This window comes from Serratia sp. (in: enterobacteria) (genome assembly GCF_046715635.1).
GTDB lineage: Bacteria > Pseudomonadota > Gammaproteobacteria > Enterobacterales > Enterobacteriaceae > Chania.
The window spans coordinates 1-18,846 of record NZ_JBKJYW010000237.1; the positions used below are offsets into that span (position 1 = coordinate 1).

The 18,846-nt window shown below is 49.6% G+C and carries 15 protein-coding genes and 2 pseudogenes; 4 read left to right on the forward strand and 13 right to left on the reverse strand.

The genetic code is table 11. The features are described 5' to 3' along the window. From ACLQ7H_RS11850 to ACLQ7H_RS11865, 4 genes and pseudogenes are all read left to right on the forward strand, one after another. Positions 1-498 (forward strand): annotated as a pseudogene (locus ACLQ7H_RS11850) (carboxypeptidase M32); the annotation flags it as partial. A 71-nt stretch (positions 499-569) separates the two neighbouring features. Then, positions 570-1,370, forward strand: a complete 801-nt coding sequence (locus ACLQ7H_RS11855) for an MBL fold metallo-hydrolase (protein WP_411752837.1) — start codon at positions 570-572, stop codon at positions 1,368-1,370. Between the two features lie 389 nt (positions 1,371-1,759). Next, complete coding sequence (gene asr, locus ACLQ7H_RS11860; RefSeq protein WP_411752838.1) at positions 1,760-1,990, forward strand: acid resistance repetitive basic protein Asr; 231 nt, start codon at positions 1,760-1,762, stop codon at positions 1,988-1,990. A gap of 297 nt (positions 1,991-2,287) precedes the next feature. Then, positions 2,288-3,109: a trypsin-like serine peptidase gene (locus tag ACLQ7H_RS11865; RefSeq protein ID WP_411752839.1), complete on the forward strand. Its 822-nt coding sequence runs from the start codon at positions 2,288-2,290 to the stop codon at positions 3,107-3,109. Here ACLQ7H_RS11865 and ACLQ7H_RS11870 read toward each other — a convergent pair. The 13 genes and pseudogenes from ACLQ7H_RS11870 to ACLQ7H_RS11930 form a co-directional block, all read right to left on the reverse strand. Continuing rightward, positions 3,092-3,817 carry a nucleoside/nucleotide kinase family protein gene (locus ACLQ7H_RS11870; protein ID WP_411752840.1) on the reverse strand — a complete coding sequence of 242 codons (726 nt, stop codon included), beginning with the start codon at positions 3,815-3,817 and terminating at the stop codon, positions 3,092-3,094. The two genes, ACLQ7H_RS11865 and ACLQ7H_RS11870, sit on opposite strands and share 18 nt — an antisense overlap. Then, on the reverse strand, positions 3,795-4,322 hold the full coding sequence (locus ACLQ7H_RS11875; RefSeq protein ID WP_411752841.1) for an MltR family transcriptional regulator: 528 nt from the start codon (positions 4,320-4,322) through the stop codon (positions 3,795-3,797). The genes ACLQ7H_RS11870 and ACLQ7H_RS11875 overlap by 23 nt, the downstream gene beginning before the upstream one ends. A gap of 16 nt (positions 4,323-4,338) precedes the next feature. Continuing rightward, entirely contained in the window at positions 4,339-5,310 is a 972-nt protein-coding gene (gene glpX / locus ACLQ7H_RS11880; RefSeq protein ID WP_411752850.1) for a class II fructose-bisphosphatase, read from the reverse strand. 6 nt (positions 5,311-5,316) lie between these two features. Then, on the reverse strand, positions 5,317-6,585 hold the full coding sequence (locus tag ACLQ7H_RS11885) for a zinc-binding dehydrogenase (RefSeq protein WP_411752842.1): 1,269 nt from the start codon (positions 6,583-6,585) through the stop codon (positions 5,317-5,319). Then, the gene (locus ACLQ7H_RS11890; RefSeq protein ID WP_411752843.1) at positions 6,582-7,976 is read right to left on the reverse strand and encodes a PTS mannitol transporter subunit IICB; all 1,395 of its coding nucleotides are present in this window, start codon (positions 7,974-7,976) and stop codon (positions 6,582-6,584) included. The genes ACLQ7H_RS11885 and ACLQ7H_RS11890 overlap by 4 nt, the downstream gene beginning before the upstream one ends. A gap of 25 nt (positions 7,977-8,001) precedes the next feature. Continuing rightward, on the reverse strand, positions 8,002-8,448 hold the full coding sequence (locus tag ACLQ7H_RS11895) for a PTS sugar transporter subunit IIA (protein WP_411752844.1): 447 nt from the start codon (positions 8,446-8,448) through the stop codon (positions 8,002-8,004). Between the two features lie 422 nt (positions 8,449-8,870). Continuing rightward, complete coding sequence (gene hxsA, locus ACLQ7H_RS11900; protein ID WP_411752845.1) at positions 8,871-9,464, reverse strand: His-Xaa-Ser repeat protein HxsA; 594 nt, start codon at positions 9,462-9,464, stop codon at positions 8,871-8,873. After that, positions 9,464-10,573, reverse strand: a complete 1,110-nt coding sequence (gene hxsC / locus ACLQ7H_RS11905; protein WP_411752846.1) for a His-Xaa-Ser system radical SAM maturase HxsC — start codon at positions 10,571-10,573, stop codon at positions 9,464-9,466. Before hxsC ends, hxsA begins: the two co-directional genes overlap by 1 nt. Next, on the reverse strand, positions 10,566-11,960 hold the full coding sequence (gene hxsB, locus ACLQ7H_RS11910; RefSeq protein ID WP_411752847.1) for a His-Xaa-Ser system radical SAM maturase HxsB: 1,395 nt from the start codon (positions 11,958-11,960) through the stop codon (positions 10,566-10,568). Before hxsB ends, hxsC begins: the two co-directional genes overlap by 8 nt. Then, entirely contained in the window at positions 11,957-12,235 is a 279-nt protein-coding gene (hxsD, locus tag ACLQ7H_RS11915) for a His-Xaa-Ser system protein HxsD (protein WP_411752848.1), read from the reverse strand. The genes hxsB and hxsD overlap by 4 nt, the downstream gene beginning before the upstream one ends. Positions 12,236-12,744: 509 nt before the next feature. After that, on the reverse strand, positions 12,745-13,953 hold the full coding sequence (locus ACLQ7H_RS11920; protein ID WP_411752849.1) for an MFS transporter: 1,209 nt from the start codon (positions 13,951-13,953) through the stop codon (positions 12,745-12,747). 178 nt (positions 13,954-14,131) lie between these two features. Next, complete coding sequence (locus tag ACLQ7H_RS11925; RefSeq protein ID WP_411752851.1) at positions 14,132-14,938, reverse strand: thioesterase domain-containing protein; 807 nt, start codon at positions 14,936-14,938, stop codon at positions 14,132-14,134. Positions 14,939-14,968: 30 nt separating this feature from the next. Beyond that, positions 14,969-18,736, reverse strand: a pseudogene (locus ACLQ7H_RS11930) (amino acid adenylation domain-containing protein); the annotation flags it as partial. Positions 18,737-18,846: the final 110 nt, after the last annotated feature.

Here is an 18,846-nt window from a genome sequence, read left to right on the forward strand (position 1 = left end):
AGCAACTTTATTCGCCTTAATCAGCGGGTGAAGCCTGGCCTGATCCGCGTCGATGCCGACGAGGTCAGCTACCCTGCCCATGTGATATTGCGCTATGAAATCGAGCGTACGTTGATTGAGGGCGAGATCGAGGTAGAAGATATTCCGGCACTGTGGAATGAGAAGATGCACAGCTACCTTGGGCTGGACACCGTGGGCGATTATCGCAATGGCTGTATGCAGGATATTCACTGGACGGACGGCGCCTTTGGTTACTTCCCAACCTACACCCTAGGTGCGATGTATGCGGCCCAACTGTTCGACAGTGCACGCAGCGCAATGCCAAAACTGAGCGAAGATATTGCCGCCGGTAATTTGAGCGCGCTATTCCATTGGCTACAGCAAAATATCTGGCGTCACGCCAGCCGTTACCCTACCGATACCTTGATCACTAACGCCACTGGCAGGACGTTAGACCCAAGCTATTTCCGCCGGCATCTGGAAAGCCGTTACCTGTAATCTCCGCCCCCTCCGTACGTTAAGGTGTTGCTGGTATAGCTTAACGTACGGATTTGAAAAATAGAGTCCACATGACCTTAACCATCAATGTGTTACTTGAAAATCGCCTGGCTGCCGATGCAGATGAAGCGTTAATCGCCAAAGCCGGGTTGAGCCTGCTAGTTCAGGATGAATCGGACAGCGTGCTTTTTGATACCGGGCCGGACGGCAGTTTTTTACAGAATGCTGCCCAAATGGGGATTGACCTCGACAACCTGACCGCTACCGTGCTCTCGCATGGCCATTACGATCACAGCGGTGGCGTCCCCTGGTTGCCCGATAACAGCAGAATAGTTTGCCACCCCGGCGTGCAAGACGTGCGCTATGCCGCCGTTAATCTTCTGGGCCGCGTAAAAAAAATCAAACGGTTATCGCCGGAAGTGGATTACTCGCGCCACGCCATGGAGCTGACCCGAACCCCTGTGCAAATCAGCGAGCGTTTCATCTGGTCTGGTGAAATCGAGGTACCTGCCCCCAAAGCGTACGGCATTATTGAAAATGCTCAACAATCCCCTGATTACGTCACCGATGAAGGAGTACTGATTTATAAATCCGAGCGCGGTCTGATCATCATCACAGGCTGCGGGCACCGGGGAATCGAGAATATTGTGCGGCATTGCCAGAAGATTACCGGTATCGATAAGATCCACGCGCTGATTGGCGGTTTTCACCTGAGATATGCCTCGCCGCTGCGCTTATTGCAGGTGCAGCGTTTTCTCAAACAAATCAAACCCGAGAAAGTGATGGGCTGCCATTGCACTGGCCCTTGGGGGCAACTGTGGTTGCCGAATACGATTAGCCCGGCGACGGGGGAAAGGATTACGTTGTTGTAAATCTTCCGCGGCATTGCGCCCCGACATGCCTGCCGTAATAGTATCCTGCCTTATTTCTACCTGTTAAGCCTGCAGGTGTTCCATAGTGTACTTTCTCTCCTAGTGCACTGGTGCCGCAGGATAGCAGTTTGTACAACCATCAATGTATGTTGTAACTAATTTAGTTTATTTTGATACGCACACGGCGCGTCGGTGTTCTGCATCATCCGTGACAGCAGCACAAACATGCTAGCTATAACGGCATACAAACGATCCTTCCCCCAGGCACTCGTACATTAGGTTACACGCCGAAACCAATCACTCACGGAAAGCCCCCTCCGGTTTGCATAAGATTATTTCAACGGCCCCGCAGTGGGGTTACAAACCAACAGACATTAGAGGATCTACCGATGAAAAAAGTATTAGCTCTGGTTGTTGCCGCTGCAATGGGCTTGTCATCTATCGCGTTCGCTGCTGTTGCCGCCGCTCCTGCTGCTGCTCCAGCCGCCACTACTCAGACAGCTCCGGCTAAAACCACTCACGTGAAAAAACATCACACGAAGAAAACCACCGAGCAAAAAGCTCAGGCAGCTAAAAAGCATCACAAAACCAGCAAGAATGCAGCAACTCCGGCTGCCTGATAGCCAACCGGCGTGAGGCCCCCCTCACCTGTTCTGGTAAGATTTGTCCAACACCCGGTTCGCCGGGAGTTTTTTCATCGGGGGTTGTCTATGCTGCGTCGCTATCGGTTCGAAATCATCCTTGGCACCCTGATCTTTTGCGGGCTGATCGCCAGCTTTTTTTATCTGTAATCTCCGGCTTTTTCTCAGAAAATTATCGGAAAATCAATCACTGACCATCTACATAGTGGCGAAATCAGTCTATAGTTAGCATTCAGTGTGTCTATGGATGATCCGAATTTGTCAGGCAAGAAACCTATGCGCATCTCTGTTTTGCTGTTGTTGTGCTCTTTTCCTTTGGCCCTATCCCATTCTGCGCATGCTGATAGCCCTTCCGAGGCCTCTGCAGCCGATCAAACCCGTCTGTTTTTTGGCAAAGACGACCGTATTAAAGTCACCGAAACCAGCGGTTGGCCGTGGCAGGCCATTGGTCAGGTAGAAACCGCCAGTGGCAACCTGTGTACCGCTACGCTGATCTCCCCGCATCTGGCACTCACCGCTGGCCACTGCGTGTTGGCCCCTCCCGGCAATCTTGATAAGGCCGTGGCGCTGCGCTTTATTTCCGCTAGCAAAGGCTGGCAATACCAGACAGAAAATATTGAAACGCTGGTCGATAAGTCATTAGGCAATAAGCTGAAGGCGGACGGCGACGGCTGGATCGTGCCACCGGCGGCGGCGGCGTATGATTTTGCGTTGATCAGGTTAAAAGATAAGAAGCCGCTGGCCATTAAACCGTTGCCATTATGGCAAGGTGACGGTAAAGCGTTAACGCAAACCTTAAAGCAGGCTAAGCGGCTGGTCACCCAGGCCGGTTATCCAGAAGATCATCTGGACGATCTGTACAGCCATCAAAATTGTAAAGTCACCGGTTGGGCGCAACAAGGCGTGCTATCACACCAGTGCGATACCTTACCGGGTGACAGCGGTTCCCCATTGATATTGAAGACCGCCGAAGGCTGGCGACTTATCGCTATCCAGAGTTCTGCGCCCGCAGCGCTTGACCGCTATCGCGCCGATAACCGCGCGCTCTCGGTTACCGGCATTCGCGATGCTTTGGATCTCTTAGCCGCCGGTAAGTAACTCCTCCGAACAACGCAGGCCACCGTTATCCCACCGGAGGGTAATGGTGGCAGGCAAACTGTGCAGCAATACCTTATCAACGTTTGGCCCATCGGTTTGCTGATAAAAGGTGCTGGCCTGCTCCAATGATGAACCGCCACGCATTTTACGCTCGATCAGCCGTGCCCGCAGTTGCTGTGCTGGCGCCTGAATAAACAGCGTTAAGTCGCTGTGGCGGGCCAGATCGCGCCAACCTGGTTCATCAAGCAACAACCAGTTGCCTTCGACTATCGTCACCGGGGCGGTCACCTCGATAGCGTTGGGCACCGGATCGTGCAATACGCGATCGTAGGTAGGCCAGAATGGCCGTGGTTGATCGAGTGAAGCCAACGCCAGCTCAAGTTGCTGAAGATCAAAGGTTTCTGGCATCCCCTTCTTGCTGCGTAATCCTTGTGCATCAAGCCAGGAGTTAGGGCGATGAAAGCCGTCCATCGGCAGAGTTTGCAATGCCGGTAATTCATCATGCTGTGTCGATAAATGCTGCCAGAAGGCCGTCAGCGTTGATTTACCACTGCCTGGAGGGGCCGCCAGGAATACCACCAGGCGCGCCCCCTTTTGCTGCTGCTTTTGGGCCAGCAGGCGTAGCAAAGGTAAATGCACCTGCTCGATCTCGTCGTCGGCAAAAAAGGCATCGACCGTCAGCCCATTAACCGTTAGCGCTATTTTCATTGCTCAGTTCCTTTAACAGCGAAGTCACCGCCAGTGTTAACCCGGTTTTAACCATATTGCCGTAACGCTCGGTATTAAAAACCTCAAAACTGGAAAACTTCATCTTTCTTATCGCACTGAAAAGCTGCTCGTTTTCCGTGATGGCATTCAGGTTGGCAATAAAATCAAAGGTCATTTCATCATGAAAACTCAGCGAACTATTTTCCGCCTGCAGATGCTGGCTAAATTGTGAAAGACAGATGATATCGGCATAAACGGTCTTTTTAATCTTACCCAGCGCATACAGCAAACGCAGAGAGACTTCCATATTGTCCAAAGGGCCGGATTTTGCCAGCAATGGCTTAACCGCATATTCTAGTATATCGGGATCGTTATTGACGAATACCTGTGGCAAATATATTTTGACAGCATAAAATAAAATCTCATTTGCCTTCAGTAACCAATTGAGCAATTGTTCCTGCTCGTCCAGTTGTTCAATTACTTCATCTTCTGTCAGTGTTTTCATTCGTCCTGCGATACCATCAATGCAAGTGTAATGTATGAATTCTATTACACGATCCGTCGGTACCATTAATCATAAGGGTTTCTGTGATCAAGTACCCCTCTTTTTGTTTTATTCCGCCGATAATGTCACCTTTGGTTATCCCGGTTGCCGAAAAAATCACCTCATCACTGGCGATCAGGGCATTGAGAGGCAAAATGGTGTTAATCTCAATTCCCATGTTGCTGCAGCGCCGCCGTTCTTCCTGCGCCAGTATTCTGTGCTCTGGCGTATCCCCTTTCGCCTGGCAGAAATCGATCAGCTCGGCTTGCATATCTCCGCCCAGCAGACGCACCGCACAGGCCGATATGACCCCTTCCGGCGCCCCCCCCAAGGTATACATGATGTCGGCTTCACCACCTGGCAGGCAAGTCATCAGGCTGGCGGCAACGTCACCGTCAGGAATGGCGAAAATCTTCACCCCCAGCGCCTGCGCCTGTTGTCGAATCAGTTCATGGCGTGGTTTATCCAGCGTGATCATGCGCAGTTGGTGCAATGGCTTACCCAATGCCTGCGCTACTTGCCGCAGATTTTGCTCCAGAGGCAACCGTAAATCGATAGCCCCTTTAGCTCCTGGCCCCACCACCATCTTGCGCATATACATGTCTGGGGCATGCAACAAGGCATTGTGTGGGGCAAAGGCGATCACGGCCAGCGCATTATATTGGCCCATAGCCACCATCCGCGTGCCTTCGATAGGATCAACAGCAATGTCCACAGCCGGACCATTCCCGCTCCCCAACCGCTCACCGATATACAGCATGGGAGCCTGATCGATTTCGCCTTCACCGATCACAATCTGCCCCTGCATGGCCATGCCGCTCAGTTGCTGACGCATGGCCGCGACGGCCACCCCATCAATTTGATTTTTATCACCACAGCCCAGCAGCGGCCAGGCAGCCAATGCAGCCTGTTGAGTGGTACGTACAATGTCATAAGCCAGCGATTTCATCGGCATTTATACCCCTGTTTCCACGCCAAAATGTTGCAGCAGGAAACGCTCGGCCCGCTCGTTCCACACGCCGTGGCTTTCAGCCACCAGTTCCGCCAGGCGGGCATAGAATGGGTCTGTTTTCCCGAGCTCTGGGAAGTCGGCAATTGCGGTTAACGGCATGGTGGCAAAGTTATAGATCAGCTTTTTCCCGCCGGGGATCGAAGGCAGATTGATGATGGTTTCCGGCACGGCATCCAGCCCACCAATATGGGTGATCATCACCGAAGGATTAATGCGGCCTTCAGCGGTCAGTTGCAGCGCCTCCAACATATCCCCCGTCGAGCCACCCGAAGTGCCCACGATATGTGTGGATGCGTAATGCACGTTGTAAAAGTTAAACGGTACTTTGAAATCACTGTCGGTTGGGCCCGCAAAGAAGTTCAGGCAACCGTCTTCAGCCAGCAGGTCATCCCCCAGCACCAGCACATCGGCCACCGCAGCATAAACGAAGACATCGTCAAAGCCGTGGCCCTGCGTCAGGTCACGTAAGGCAGCCACCGGGTCGGCAGCCTTGCTGCTGTTGAAATAAACCAGCTCCACGCCTTTTTCACGCGCCACGCTCTCCGGCAATAGCAATCTGGCCCGCGCCAAACGCGCCTCGTCGATATCCACGACCACTACCCGCGCAGGGCGGATGTTGCCGTTGATCGCATAATCGATCGCCCCAATGCCCATCGGCCCGGCACTGGCCAATAACGCCACGTTGCCGCCGGGTTTGATCCCCATGCGATGCTCATAGACATATTGCGTCGTATGGTAATTGGCATGGTAGGCACCTATGATGCAGCACATCGGCTCTGCCAAAGAGGCAGCCGCAAAATAGCTGCCTTCATAAGGCAACACGCAGCCCAGCTCCACAGCCTGCTGTGGAATGATCATATAGGTGGCATTACCGCCGAAAAACTCGTAGCTATAACCCGCCGAATAACCACTCGGCAATCCCATCGCCGGTTGCAGCACAAAACGTTGCCCAGCCCGGTAGCGTTGCTGTAGGTTTTTGCCCACCTGCTCAATGATCCCGGCACATTCATGGCCAGTGATCGCCGGGTGTTCGGCAACATCATCAGGTACCCGCTTGTGGTTAGCCCCCAATTTGGCGGCCTTCCAGGTAGACAGGCACACACTGTCGGAAATGACCTTAACCAACAGTTCATCATCACCTAGCGGCGGTAATTCAAACTCACGCAGGCGAACGTCGTTTTGGCCATAAATAGCGGCGGCTTGGGTTTTCATGCAGGCTCCTTCTCTGACTGGGTTGCGACCAGTTGTTCCAACAGGTGATCAAGATTGCTGTCACCGAGATAATTACCAATCAGCACTTTGGGCTTATCGCTAACCCGATCTGCTCGCCCTGCCAAACTGGCGTGCGTCACGATCAAATCGGCTTCTGGCGGAATATTTTCAATGGCGTAGTGCTTCACGCTGATCGGCACCCCGGCTTTCTCCAAACGTTTACGGAAGGTGGTTGCCCCCATCGCGCTGGAGCCCATGCCGGCATCACAAACAAATGCGATGTGGCGGATCGGCTGTGGCTGCCCTTTGCCCGCGGCTTTCAAGGCTTTCACCTGCCGCTGAGAGTCATCAAAACCGTCTTCGGTCACCTGCTTTTTCTCGGTTTTCAGGATCAGTGCGGCAATCAGGAACGAAACCAGTGTCCCGGCGGCGACGCCCGCCAAGGTGCCAGCAAAGCCACCACGCGGCGTTAGAGCCAGATAGGCAAAGATTGAACCCGGGCTTGGGCCCGCAACCAAACCGGCACCCATCAGATCAAACACGTAGATCCCCGTCATACCGCCACCTATCATGGCAATAATCATCAACGGCTTCATCAGCACATACGGGAAGTAGAGTTCGTGAATGCCGCCAAGAAAATGGATAATCATCGCGCCCGGTGCCGATTTCTTACTCATCCCCTGGCCAAACAGCGAAAACGCCAGCAGGATGCCCAGCCCAGGCCCTGGGTTAGAGGCCACCATAAAGAACACTGAGCGGCCGTTCACCGCCGTATCCTGCATGCCCAGCGGGTAATACACTCCCTGATCGATGGCGTTATTCAGGAACAGCACCTTCGCCGGTTCGTTGATAATCGATAGCAGCGGCAGGTATCCGGTGGCGACCAGAGATTCAATGCCCGCACGTACTAAATGGTTAGCCTGCTGCACCGCCGGGCCAATCACCTCGTAGGCAAACAGGCATAAAAACATGCCGACAATGCCCAAGGAGAAGTTATTAACCACCATCTCAAAACCAGCAGGGATACGCTTATCCAGCTTGCTATCGATATACTTGATGATCACCCCGCCCAGCGGCCCCATCACCATCGCGCCGATGAACATTGGGATATCGGCCCCCACAATCACGCCGATGGTGCCAATCCCCCCCATCACCGCGCCACGTTTTTCCGCGATCAGGTAACCACCGGTGGAACCGATCATCAACGGTAGCAAATAGGTGATCATCGGCCCGACCAGTTGCCCAAAGTGGGCGTTAGGCATCCAGCCGGTGGGAATAAACAGTGCCGTAATAAATCCCCACGCAATAAATGCGCCGATATTAGGGATTACCATAGCCGTCAGGAACCCGCCAAAAGCTTGCACTCTGGCTCGCATTGTTTTATTGGCCATTATATTGATCCTTGAGTGTGTAAAATCAGAAGCGCTGAATGATTTCTTTTATTTCTGATACTTTAGTTGCCTGAGTAAGCTGTTCAATTGCCTGGTCATCGCAGAACATTTCACTCAATAACTGGATGGCATTGATATGGCTGTCAGCATCTTTCGCCGCCAGGCCGATTAACACTTTCACCTGCGGATTGTCATCATTGAAATATACCCCCTGCGGCAATACCGTTAGGGTTAATGCTGTGCCCAAAGCCCCTTCTTCCGGACGTGCATGGGGCATAGCCACTTCCGGCGTCAGAATATAATATGCGCCATTATTTTGCGTACTGTGTTTTATAGCCGCCACATAGCGTGGCTCAACGATATTATTTTCCAGCAGACAGCGCATCGATAAATCAATAGCCTGCTGCCAGTCGCAATCTTGCTGGTGAACGGTAAATGCATTTTCCGGGAAGTAATCTATCAATCCATTCATGTGTTTTTCCTATCGTTATTCCAAGAGGATTGGGAATTGCAATGCAGCTTATGGACTAATAGTGGGAAACGCAATTCGGTTTGATTTCGTGATTGCAATCACTTTTAATATGAAATGCATTGCAATTGAAGATCTAACTCACAAAAAAATGGTGGTTATTTTTTAATAATTAAAATGTCAATAGCCTAAATGAGATCCAAATTGCATTTAATAAATTTAGTTAAAATTACAATAATGTGAGATGCACCACATTATTGGCATTGCAAATCGTTATTAACATTAATTTTTCCCCAACTCCAAATCGCGTCACCATCAGCCGCGCTCATGCAAGGCTAATGATTAAGCTCTTCAGCTCGATCCTATCAACTTGTCACGATCTTCATATCTCACAGGCGAACCGCCTGCGATGAAATCAATCAAGACTAACGTGCTAAAATGCCGAGAGAGTTAAGTAATTGGCTATCCAAGGTATCGGATGCTGGCAAATGATAATCGACACGGTATGAACTCAAGGCGCTTCGGGTTGAAGGTCCCATAATACCGTCAATCACACCATCGTAGTAACCTTTATCAAACAAGGCGAACTGAACCCTCATGATCAATCTGCGCCTTTTTTCTTTATCCGCCGTCAATGTCCCCATCCCAGAATTTGAACCGGTCACTTTTGCAGCTCCCGTTGTAGGTGCTTCATTACTGGAGTTGAGCGAACGAACTGTTGAGCTTGTACCCGAACTCGAGCTGGGTACAGGCGTACTCGCCGCCTTAGGATAGTAAGGGGTACGGTAACCGCCACCAGAAGAAGAACGGTGCGAACTATGGCTTCGATGCGAGCTATGACTGCGGTGGCCCGCGATATAAAACGGAACATCCGTGTTCAATGGGGCCAGAACTAAATCATGCTCGTTGAGAGACATATTTGAGATATTCCCGATTTCAGTCGCTGAATCACTTGCCCATACAGAATTATTTAATGCCAAAAATCCCGGAAGCAATGCTGCAAAGTTGAATTTTTTCATTATATAGGTCTCGGTAATTGATGGAAACGCCCTTTTGACGAACTGAAATATCCCGCACAAAGAGACTTTTTGTCACATAAGTCACATTCTTCTGGGTAATGGTTTTTCCAATCAGAAATTGACTGGACAGAATAACTCCATAGTTCACTTGGTAGATGGCATAAGGGATAGTTAAAAATGACTACATTAAGCCCCGAGCGAGATGCCGTCTCAACAGACTCCACCAGTTGGCTTGAATAATCTTCCGATGGTGTGAATAGCTCATCCCAGTTCTTTCTTGCCCATCCCACTGATTCTAGCCCCATAATTGAGATCTGGTTGATATTTGAAAATACACGCCCAACATATTCAACAAGATGAGGTAAATCGTGATAATTCGCTTTGGTGGGTATAAATCTCAATTCAATGTTTATACCCAAGTTCCCTGCGTTAATTAACCCCCGAACGGTTTCATCAAAGGCTCCGCTGCTTCCAACAAGATGATCATGAATGGTTTGGCGAGATGAATATAAAGGGATTCCAAATGTTATACTTAAACGTTCACATCTTTTCTTAATCTGTTTAGCGAAACGACTATCGGAAAACCTCCGACCGTTAGTTAACACATGCAATGGCGTTTCAGGGGCGTTTTCGGTAATATAATCGAGGAAAGCCAAGAATTCATCACCATATAATAAAGGCTCCCCCCCACTGACCCCGATTACACCATCATGATTAAAAGCAGCGATAGCCAATGCAGATTGAGTCAATAACCAGTCATCGTTTACCCGCTTAGGGGGTTGCGAACAAAATAAACACAGGTTATTGCAGCGTTCAGTAACCAAAACCGTATTGTGATTGGCTCTCCGCGATAAGATGACACGCAGCATATTGCCATTGTTAACGATCACGATATCACCGTTTTCAATTGATTGAAAAAGACTTTTGTTGGTAATACAAGCTGAGTAAAAAGGTTCATGTTGGCCTGCCAAGCTCTCGGCGGTTACCAGCAAGTTCGGTAGATAAAACTGGGGGTTTTCTGGCTTGGCCTTACATAATCGGTAGAAGCCTGGGGTCACCATCCCTTCACTTTGATAGCTAAAAATATCGTTCCTGATTACCTCAGACATATACCCATCCTTTCAATACGTGCGCGACTTCCCTATTTTCCGCAAGTGCGTTCATCAAGAAACGGAACATACCTTTATGATAATGACAGAACGTGGATCTGCTTCGATCCCCAACGGGTTCCCCCTGCACACTGATGTTCTGGCATGGGTCCGCACCACAAAAAGGTTGGTAGGCACAAGTGTCACAGCCGGGTTGCGCAAAGTTGAACGACGATGCCAATACGGAACGGTAATAATCACTTTTCGAAAATGACATGTTCGCGACTTGCCCTGCGCTGAAATCAACAGCCTGATTAACTTTCTGCAGCATACGGCTTTCATCGCTTCCATAGACACGGCCATCATAGTTAAACAGTATGCAATTCATAACCACACCACAGGGTGACTTCAGATCGGCATAACCGCTAAACCCAGGATTAAAAATCCGTTTTAGATGTATTGCAGCTGAGTGTTCAACAAGCGGAATGCCCTTTTTATTATGACCGACAATCTGTTCGATGAGTGCTTGGTAGAATGAATAATACTCACTCATAGAAAACGAGAAGTTCTCATGATGAGCAAATCCATACGGGCTTACTGGCCTTACAAAAATATCGGTTAAACCTAGTGACAAGTGAGCATCGATAATTGATGACGGATTCTTAATCAGCTCCTTTGTCACAGTTGTGACCGTTGATACCCTCTCCTTTCCTAACTCAGCTTTAATGCCAAGAATTCCATTTGCGGTTTTTGCATGAGAAGTATTTCCGGCAAGAATACGACTTTTATTATGAACACTTTCCCCGCCATCGAGAGAAACTGAAAATGAGATATTACGCTTCTTAGCCCATGCAATAATCGATGCCTCCAGTAGAGACAAGCTCGTGGCAATGACCATTTCAAAAGTTTCGCCCCCCAAGGTCTGTTCACACTGATCATAGATTAACTGTATGAGATCAAAACGAAGAAATGGTTCCCCGCCTTGTATTTCAATTTTGTAAGGGGGTGAAGCTAGCCTTTTTATTTGTTTGACGATCAGAGGGATTAAGTTTGCGTCAAGATCATACCCTTTGGCCCCTACCGAAGTACGACTAACCTGACAATACTTGCAGGTGTGATCACATCTTAATGTTGGAACAATCATAAAGATCGGGTTCACAGCTAGGCCGCTCATCAGCCGCTTAGCGAAGCCAGAACTCAGGGCGGATGCCGAAAGGGATTGATTATTCTCCTCAGTGAGGAATAATTTGCTTTCTAAAACCTCATTAGCAAATTTATCTTCGGTAATAGAACTTTTTACCAATGCTGGAAAGTCTTTTTCAGCGATGAAATGGTGAAAACCAGCCAGATTACTGATGAAAACATCGCCATTACTTAACCTGTCAAAGTTAAACGGCATAAGCTTCATTCAGCAAGCCTCGCGTCAATGTTGCTCAACACCCTATCGATGATAGAAGCTCTGACGTGGCCAGTTTGTTTATACAGTATCTCACGAAGTTGATAGTCGTTCAGCAGCCGTGCGAACTCAAATTGGCACTCATCAGTAAAGGTATCGAACGTGATAACCCAATCAAACTCGCCTTCATCGATTTTCCATCGCGTGTAGGCCGTTATCCAATACAAGGCATTTCTGATAACCCATTCAGAATGCTGCGTTTTCCTTATTCTTTTTTCCAATTTCACAACTCCATTGCCTTTCAAAAAAAACAACCATTAATCTATATTTTGTGTTGTATTGATTATATGCCTATCTGCATATTACTTACAAATAGTTCTAATAACCGTGAGTTAACTCATAGAAATCCCTATATACGTCAAAAATGATGATTATGAAATAATTCATTTTGATAAGTATTTTATTTGCAACGTTTTGGCTCTATTGCTTAAGTCGCCGGAACTAAAAATGTTCTTCTTAATCTGCCTTATTTTGCGTAATGAGTTCATATTTCATATTATACTGACGCGGTATGAAATGGCTGAGATTCATGTGGTCCAAGATGTACTTGGCTTGTAAAGTAGCGTTATGGCGGTAAAAGAAGTTATGGACAAAGTTATTTTCAATCTATGATGGCCACTGGACTGAGCATTTGTGCACCTTTACAATTAATCTGTTCAACGAGCCGCACTAATTGACACCTAAGCGGTGAGAAAAAAGACGGTCATTACCAGCGGGATGACCTGATTCATGGTGATTACCGAAAGATCGGTTCGGCATCAACCGCTGACATTGCACGAAGTGTACGCATTCCCAAGAGCACGATAACTACCATGACCAAGCCCGAAACGATGGCTACACTGAACCCTGCCCGTGCGCCATAGACGTCGATGACCATGCCCGCGAGGACACTCCCGAGCGCTACGCCGATGCTAATGCCAGTCGTCATCCACGTAAGTCCTTCGGTGATCCTCGACGGTGGGACAATGAGCGTACCAAGATTCATGACGACGACCATCGTTGGTGCAAATGACATACCTGCCACAAAAAGCATCCCAGAAAGAATGTAGACACCCGGCGAGAAAATGGGCAACACGGCTGTGACTGCCGTTACTAGTACCCCAACGAAGAATTGCTTTTCAATGGGTAATGAAACCCTTATCCCGCCGAACGACAAGCCCGAAATCATTGAACCTAGTGCATAGGCTGCCAGGATGAAACTGGCAGACGCTGGCCAACCTTGTGCGTTGGCGAATGCAACCACAGCCACATCGATTGAGCCACCAATGACACCCATCGCCAGTAGTGCCAGAACAATAGTACGAACGCCGGGGATAAGTAAGGTCGAGCTTGCATTCCTACTGATGCCTACGACGACCTTCGGTTCTGTCTCTCGCTGTAGAAGAAACGCTGTCACGCCGGTGATCAGTAGCAACACGGCAACAAGTGGTCCAGCTTCGGCGAAAAAACTGGTGCTCAGGCCAATGGCGAGTGGTGGGCCGATTATAAAAGCGAGTTCAGTGAGAACTGTGTCCAGCGAGAAGGCTGTGTGTAATTGCGGCTTGCCACGGAAAAGCTGTGTCCAGCGTGCTCTTATCATGGCAGGCATGCTTGGCATCGTACCCGCCAATGCAGCAAGAATAAAAAGCAGTAGAGTCGGAGCACTCATATAGACAGCAATTATCAGTGCCAGCAACATACCAATGCTGAAGGCGGTCACAAAGGGTAAAACTCGACTCTGGCCCTGCTGATCAACGAGTTTCGAGATTTGAGGACCGACAATCGCATTCGCTAAGGTAAAGGTTCCGGCGACCGAGCCAGCCAACCAATAAAGACCCGTCTGCTGCACTAACATAGTAATGATGCCGATGCCGAACATTGCCTGCGGTAGACGCGCTATAGAACTCGCGATCACTAACCCCATGACACCGGGGGTTGTGAGAAGTTCGCGGTAGGGATTAGCCATGGTTTCTCCGGTTTATAATTCGATGCTGATGAGTATCCCACTGCACAGGATGCAAACTTTTGGGACGGTTTACTGGCGACTGAATGGTGCATTTAATCGCGCAAGCAAGTGAGGGAGTTACAGCATATTTAACAACCCCACTTGCATATAGATGAGCGTACTGCTCAATCATTGCTTCTTACAAAAGTGCTCGATCGAATGCTTCAGCCAAGTGCTTGCGATTACTAACGTTCTCCATCATGGACACATGCCTGCCTGGAATAGAAACAGAACAAATTTCTAAATCAGGTAATAGTTCTCGCCAACCGCCCACCATATCAATTTGAGGCAGATGAGAAGGCTCACGTTCAGCTGCGTAGAAATAAGAGAGCTTAATCGGTAATGGCAATGGCTCATAGGCTCCGGCAATTTGTGAAAAATGATAAATGGCTTGCCATTTGACTGTTTCCAGTGAGATGTCTACATTTAAATCATAGCCTCCTAATTTTTGTGCTTTCTTAATCAACACAGCAAGCTCATCTCCTTTATTTAATATATCGAACTTGTGGCACTCTGACTCGGAAACCACAGCTTTAACATGTTCAATAAAATAATGCTTAATATCTTTATTTTTATAAAGTAAATCATGTGGCGCAGGAACATCAATAAACCCTAAAAATTCAACACTTTCCTCTTTACAAATAAGCGCATGGGCGATGGTATAAGCCAAGATCCCTCCAGAAGAATACCCCGCAATTCGATAAGGTCCTTCAGGCTGTATCGCTTGGATGAGCGGTATCATTCTTTCGGCCATATCCTCTATTGAATGAGGTAGAGGGTCGCCAATGGCCGACCACGGCAATACATGGATAGGACAGCTAACGCGGATTTGTTGGGCCAGAGAAATTGCATACGAATAATCAGCGAGTCCCGAGGGAACAAAGAAGACCGGGAGCTCACTCCCGCCAACGCGCACCGTGATCGCTCCAGCATGTGGGTGAAACACAGCAGTTTGTGCGATTTGAGAGGCAAGGTTAGCCAACCGTGGATGTTCAAAAATGTCGCTGAGTGAACACTCCAAGCCATAACTCCTGACTTTTTGTATCAGTTGGACGGCCATGAGCGAATGACCGCCGACAGCGAAGAAGTTGTCATGGCGACCGATCTGCTCAATCCCGAGTAACCCTGACCAAAGCGCTGCCAGGATAGTTTCAATCTCACCTTGTGGTGCCTCATAGATCGCATGGGCAAAGGCGTCGTCTTCAGGTACAGGCAACGCCTGCCGATCAAGTTTGCCATTAGGGGTTAGCGGCAAGCGTTCAATGACTACAAAAGCAGACGGCACCATGTAATCGGGTAAACGTTCACTCAGATAATCGTGCAATTGTCCTGCAAGTAGTAAACCCTCCTCTGAGCTGACTTGGGATATGGAGGTATCATTTCCTGAGACTTCTGGATGAGCCACGACATAGGCAACCAGTCGCTTGTCTGGGTCTACACCTTGCACCTCGACAACCGCCTCGTGGATGGATGGATGCTCGGTCAGTCTGGCCACAATCTCACCCGGTTCAATCCGCAAACCGCGGATCTTAACCTGGTCGTCATTGCGGCCTAGAGACACCAGGTTCCCATTGGGCAGATAGCGGGCCAAGTCCCCCGTCTTATACATACGTGTATCAGGCTTACCTGCAAATGGATCAAGCAAGAAACGCTCGGCCGTCAGTTCGACGAGGTTCAGGTATCCACGGGCAACACCTATCCCTCCGATATACATCTCTCCCACTGCGCCTATTGGAACAGGCTGACCATGTGCGTCGAGAAGGTAAATGTATGTGTTTGAAATCGGACGGCCTATCGGAACCGGATCAACGTCACTAGGGGAGCATCGATAGACCGTTGCCCAGACTGTCGCTTCAGTTGGGCCGTATTCATTGAATAATTCAACGCCAGTAAATACTGAGGTCACTTCCTGAACTAATTTCGCCGGGCACAATTCCCCCGCCACGATCACCTGACGGAGTTGCCCATAACCGAGTTGTGCGACTTGCGGCAGAACTAATCTGGCGAGAGACGGCACCAGCAACACTGAGGTGACTTTGTTTTCAATTAAAAGGCGGCTGATAATGTGTGGTTCTACGACGGTATTGCTCCCTGGCAAACACAAAGCACCACCGGTTGTTAACGTTCCGAAGATGCCTGCAACAGAACTGTCGAACGCCATTGATGATAGGAGTAAAAATACAGCTTTGGAATTTGCCTTATAAACCGTGGTTCTTGCCAGTGTTGATGCGATTAATCCACGGTGTTCAATCATGACGCCCTTAGGGTGCCCGGTTGAACCCGAGGTATAGATGATATAAGCGAGGTTGCGGGATGTAAGACAGGGAACCTGGAAATTGGCATCAGCCTCCGTCAATACTCTTGCTTGGGGTTCATTGGGATCAAGTATGATATGGGATTGCAACGCCTCATCCAGCACCTGCCGCCCGACCGTATCGGCGAGCACCAGGACCGGAGCCGTATCGGCAAGAATGTAGGCCAGTCGATCTCTCGGATAGGTCGGATCAAGCGGCACATAGGCAGCACCTGCTTTCAGGATCGCCATAAGGCCAACAACCATGGCCACAGAACGCTCGACACAGATCACCACCCGCTGGTCTGGCTCAACGCCCAACGCGCTTAGCCGGTGTGCCAGTCGATTGGCCCTGACATTGAGCTCACCGTAACTGAGTACTTCTCCCTCAAAGATCAGTGCTGTTGCCTCTGGACTGCGCTTTACCTGCTCTTCAAATAAATGATGAATACACAAATTATCCGGGTATGATGCATCCGTTGCGTTCCATGTCTTGAGCAGCAATGTACGTTCAGACGCAGGCAGAATGTCCAGTTGTCGAATCGGACGGTGCGGTGAGTACTCCAAGGTTCGCGCCAGATTGTCCAATGCCTGCTCCATATAGCTACACACACGATCGGAATCAAACGGTGTGATTACTTGAGTTGTCAACCCCAGTGAATGACTGAAATCTTCCACAGACAATGTAAACGGATAATTGGTCCGCTCTTGTTCACTCAAGAACTCGACACCTAGCATTTGTCGCATGGTTTGGACAATGGTGCCTTCACCAGAAAGATCATTGTACCGATAGTTGAGTAATGCGCTAAATAGTGGCGTATCTGTAGCTACCCCACTGCACCGTTGTGCCAGCGCCAGAGAAGCATGCTCATGGGCGAGCAACTCGGCCAGTCGGACATGAGCCTGCTGGACACTTTCAGCAGTATCAATATCGCCTGAGTCAAATCGGATTGGTAACGTGTTGATGAACATGCCCATGGCTTTATCTGACCCCTGGCCCGCTTGCATGCGTCCGAACAGCACTGTACCAAACACAACTTTCTCCTGGCCGCTGGTACGCGCCAATACCTGAGCAAAGGCAACATGACATAGACTTGCGAGACTCACATTCAAACGCCTCGCCTGCGCCCGCAGCCGATCATTGAGTTCGGCCGAAACCATGCGGAGGGTTTGACCCACCTGTGCGCCGTCCAGATGCACTTTCGCTAATCCGAATGGCAGCGTCGGGTCTTGTATGTCAGCCAGCATTGATTTGAAGAAACGCTCATGTTCCTCCAGGCTTTTGCCCAACTTAACTTGACCGATCAGGTTACGGAACGGCTGAGGCGATGATAATTTCTCACCGCTATTGGCAAGGAAAACCTGAGCTTCGTTATAAAAAAACTGCAAAGAAGAAGCATCGTCAATCAAGTGATGCTGCAGTTGCATCAGAATGAAGCGGCCTGTGATGGGATCATGGGCAACAATAAAGCGCAGTACCGGTGCTTGAGTCAGGTCAATTCGGTACCGGCATCAATCAAAGCGCCAAGAAAGTTGCTCGGTAATGGGGCCATCTGCCGAATCGAGGACAATATCCGTAACGGAGAGTGGAGCCTGTCGCCAGACAACTTGCGCGGGTCGAGACAATCCTTCCCAAACAAAGGCGGTACGTAAAATGTCGTGGCGGTCTACAACCTGCTGTACTGCAGTTAGATACCGCTCCAATGTTTCATGATCGGCAAAGGCCATTTGGGCAACTAGCAAATAGGGGTCACCTTCTTTTGCCAGCATGTGGTGGAACAGGATCCCGTCCTGCATAGGCGAGAGTGCGTAGATATCCTGAATGTTGGACGCCCCCCCAGGAACCTGTGAAATGATCAGGTCGATGTCTGATTGACTAAGGTCTATCAATGGCAGCAGTTCGGGCGTAATTCTTGATGTTTCGGGTTTGATCAGATTTGGCGGCACCACCACCTCGCTGTGCTGCCCAAACGTGCTGGCCAGAGCCGACAACACGGGGGTCTGAAATAGATCACGCACAGCAAGGCTCAAGCCTTGGCGGCGCAACCGCTCGATCAACCGCACAGCCAAGAGTGAATGACCACCGAGGGCGAAGAAGTTGTCATGTCGACCAACGTGTTCAACGCCAAGCAATTCTGACCAGACTCCAGCAAGAGTGATCTCTGTTTCGCCCAACGGTGCCTCGTATGCCACATGGGCAAAGGCATTGCTCTCGGGAACCGGTAACGTCCGCCGATCAAGCTTGCCATTGTCCGTCAGCGGTAAGCTGTCCAAACGTACAAAGGCAGATGGCACCATGTAATCGGGTAAACAGCCACTCAGATAATCACGCAGTGTTCCCGCCAGCGCCAAGCTAGCTTCAGCGTCTTCCGACATTTCCTGAACCCCGCACTGTACTACAACGTAAGCAACCAGACGCTTGTCGGTCTCCTTGCCTTGCGCCACCACCACAGCTTCGCGGATGAAGGGATGTTCGTTCAATCGGGCCGTAATTTCACCTAATTCAATCCGGAAGCCCCGGATCTTGACCTGGTCATCATTGCGGCCCAGGAACGCCAGAT

What these genes read in the sequence shown, in the direction of transcription:
- ACLQ7H_RS11855 (WP_411752837.1), top strand. Translation starts at nt 570, where the DNA reads ATGACCTTAACCATCAATGTGTTACTTGAAAATCGCCTGGCTGCCGAT.
- asr (WP_411752838.1), top strand. Translation starts at nt 1,760, where the DNA reads ATGAAAAAAGTATTAGCTCTGGTTGTTGCCGCTGCAATGGGCTTGTCA.
- ACLQ7H_RS11865 (WP_411752839.1), top strand. Translation starts at nt 2,288, where the DNA reads ATGCGCATCTCTGTTTTGCTGTTGTTGTGCTCTTTTCCTTTGGCCCTA.
- ACLQ7H_RS11870 (WP_411752840.1), bottom strand. Translation starts at nt 3,817, where the DNA reads ATGAAAATAGCGCTAACGGTTAATGGGCTGACGGTCGATGCCTTTTTT.
- ACLQ7H_RS11875 (WP_411752841.1), bottom strand. Translation starts at nt 4,322, where the DNA reads ATGAAAACACTGACAGAAGATGAAGTAATTGAACAACTGGACGAGCAG.
- glpX (WP_411752850.1), bottom strand. Translation starts at nt 5,310, where the DNA reads ATGAAATCGCTGGCTTATGACATTGTACGTACCACTCAACAGGCTGCA.
- ACLQ7H_RS11885 (WP_411752842.1), bottom strand. Translation starts at nt 6,585, where the DNA reads ATGAAAACCCAAGCCGCCGCTATTTATGGCCAAAACGACGTTCGCCTG.
- ACLQ7H_RS11890 (WP_411752843.1), bottom strand. Translation starts at nt 7,976, where the DNA reads ATGGCCAATAAAACAATGCGAGCCAGAGTGCAAGCTTTTGGCGGGTTC.
- ACLQ7H_RS11895 (WP_411752844.1), bottom strand. Translation starts at nt 8,448, where the DNA reads ATGAATGGATTGATAGATTACTTCCCGGAAAATGCATTTACCGTTCAC.
- hxsA (WP_411752845.1), bottom strand. Translation starts at nt 9,464, where the DNA reads ATGAAAAAATTCAACTTTGCAGCATTGCTTCCGGGATTTTTGGCATTA.
- hxsC (WP_411752846.1), bottom strand. Translation starts at nt 10,573, where the DNA reads ATGTCTGAGGTAATCAGGAACGATATTTTTAGCTATCAAAGTGAAGGG.
- hxsB (WP_411752847.1), bottom strand. Translation starts at nt 11,960, where the DNA reads ATGAAGCTTATGCCGTTTAACTTTGACAGGTTAAGTAATGGCGATGTT.
- ACLQ7H_RS11920 (WP_411752849.1), bottom strand. Translation starts at nt 13,953, where the DNA reads ATGGCTAATCCCTACCGCGAACTTCTCACAACCCCCGGTGTCATGGGG.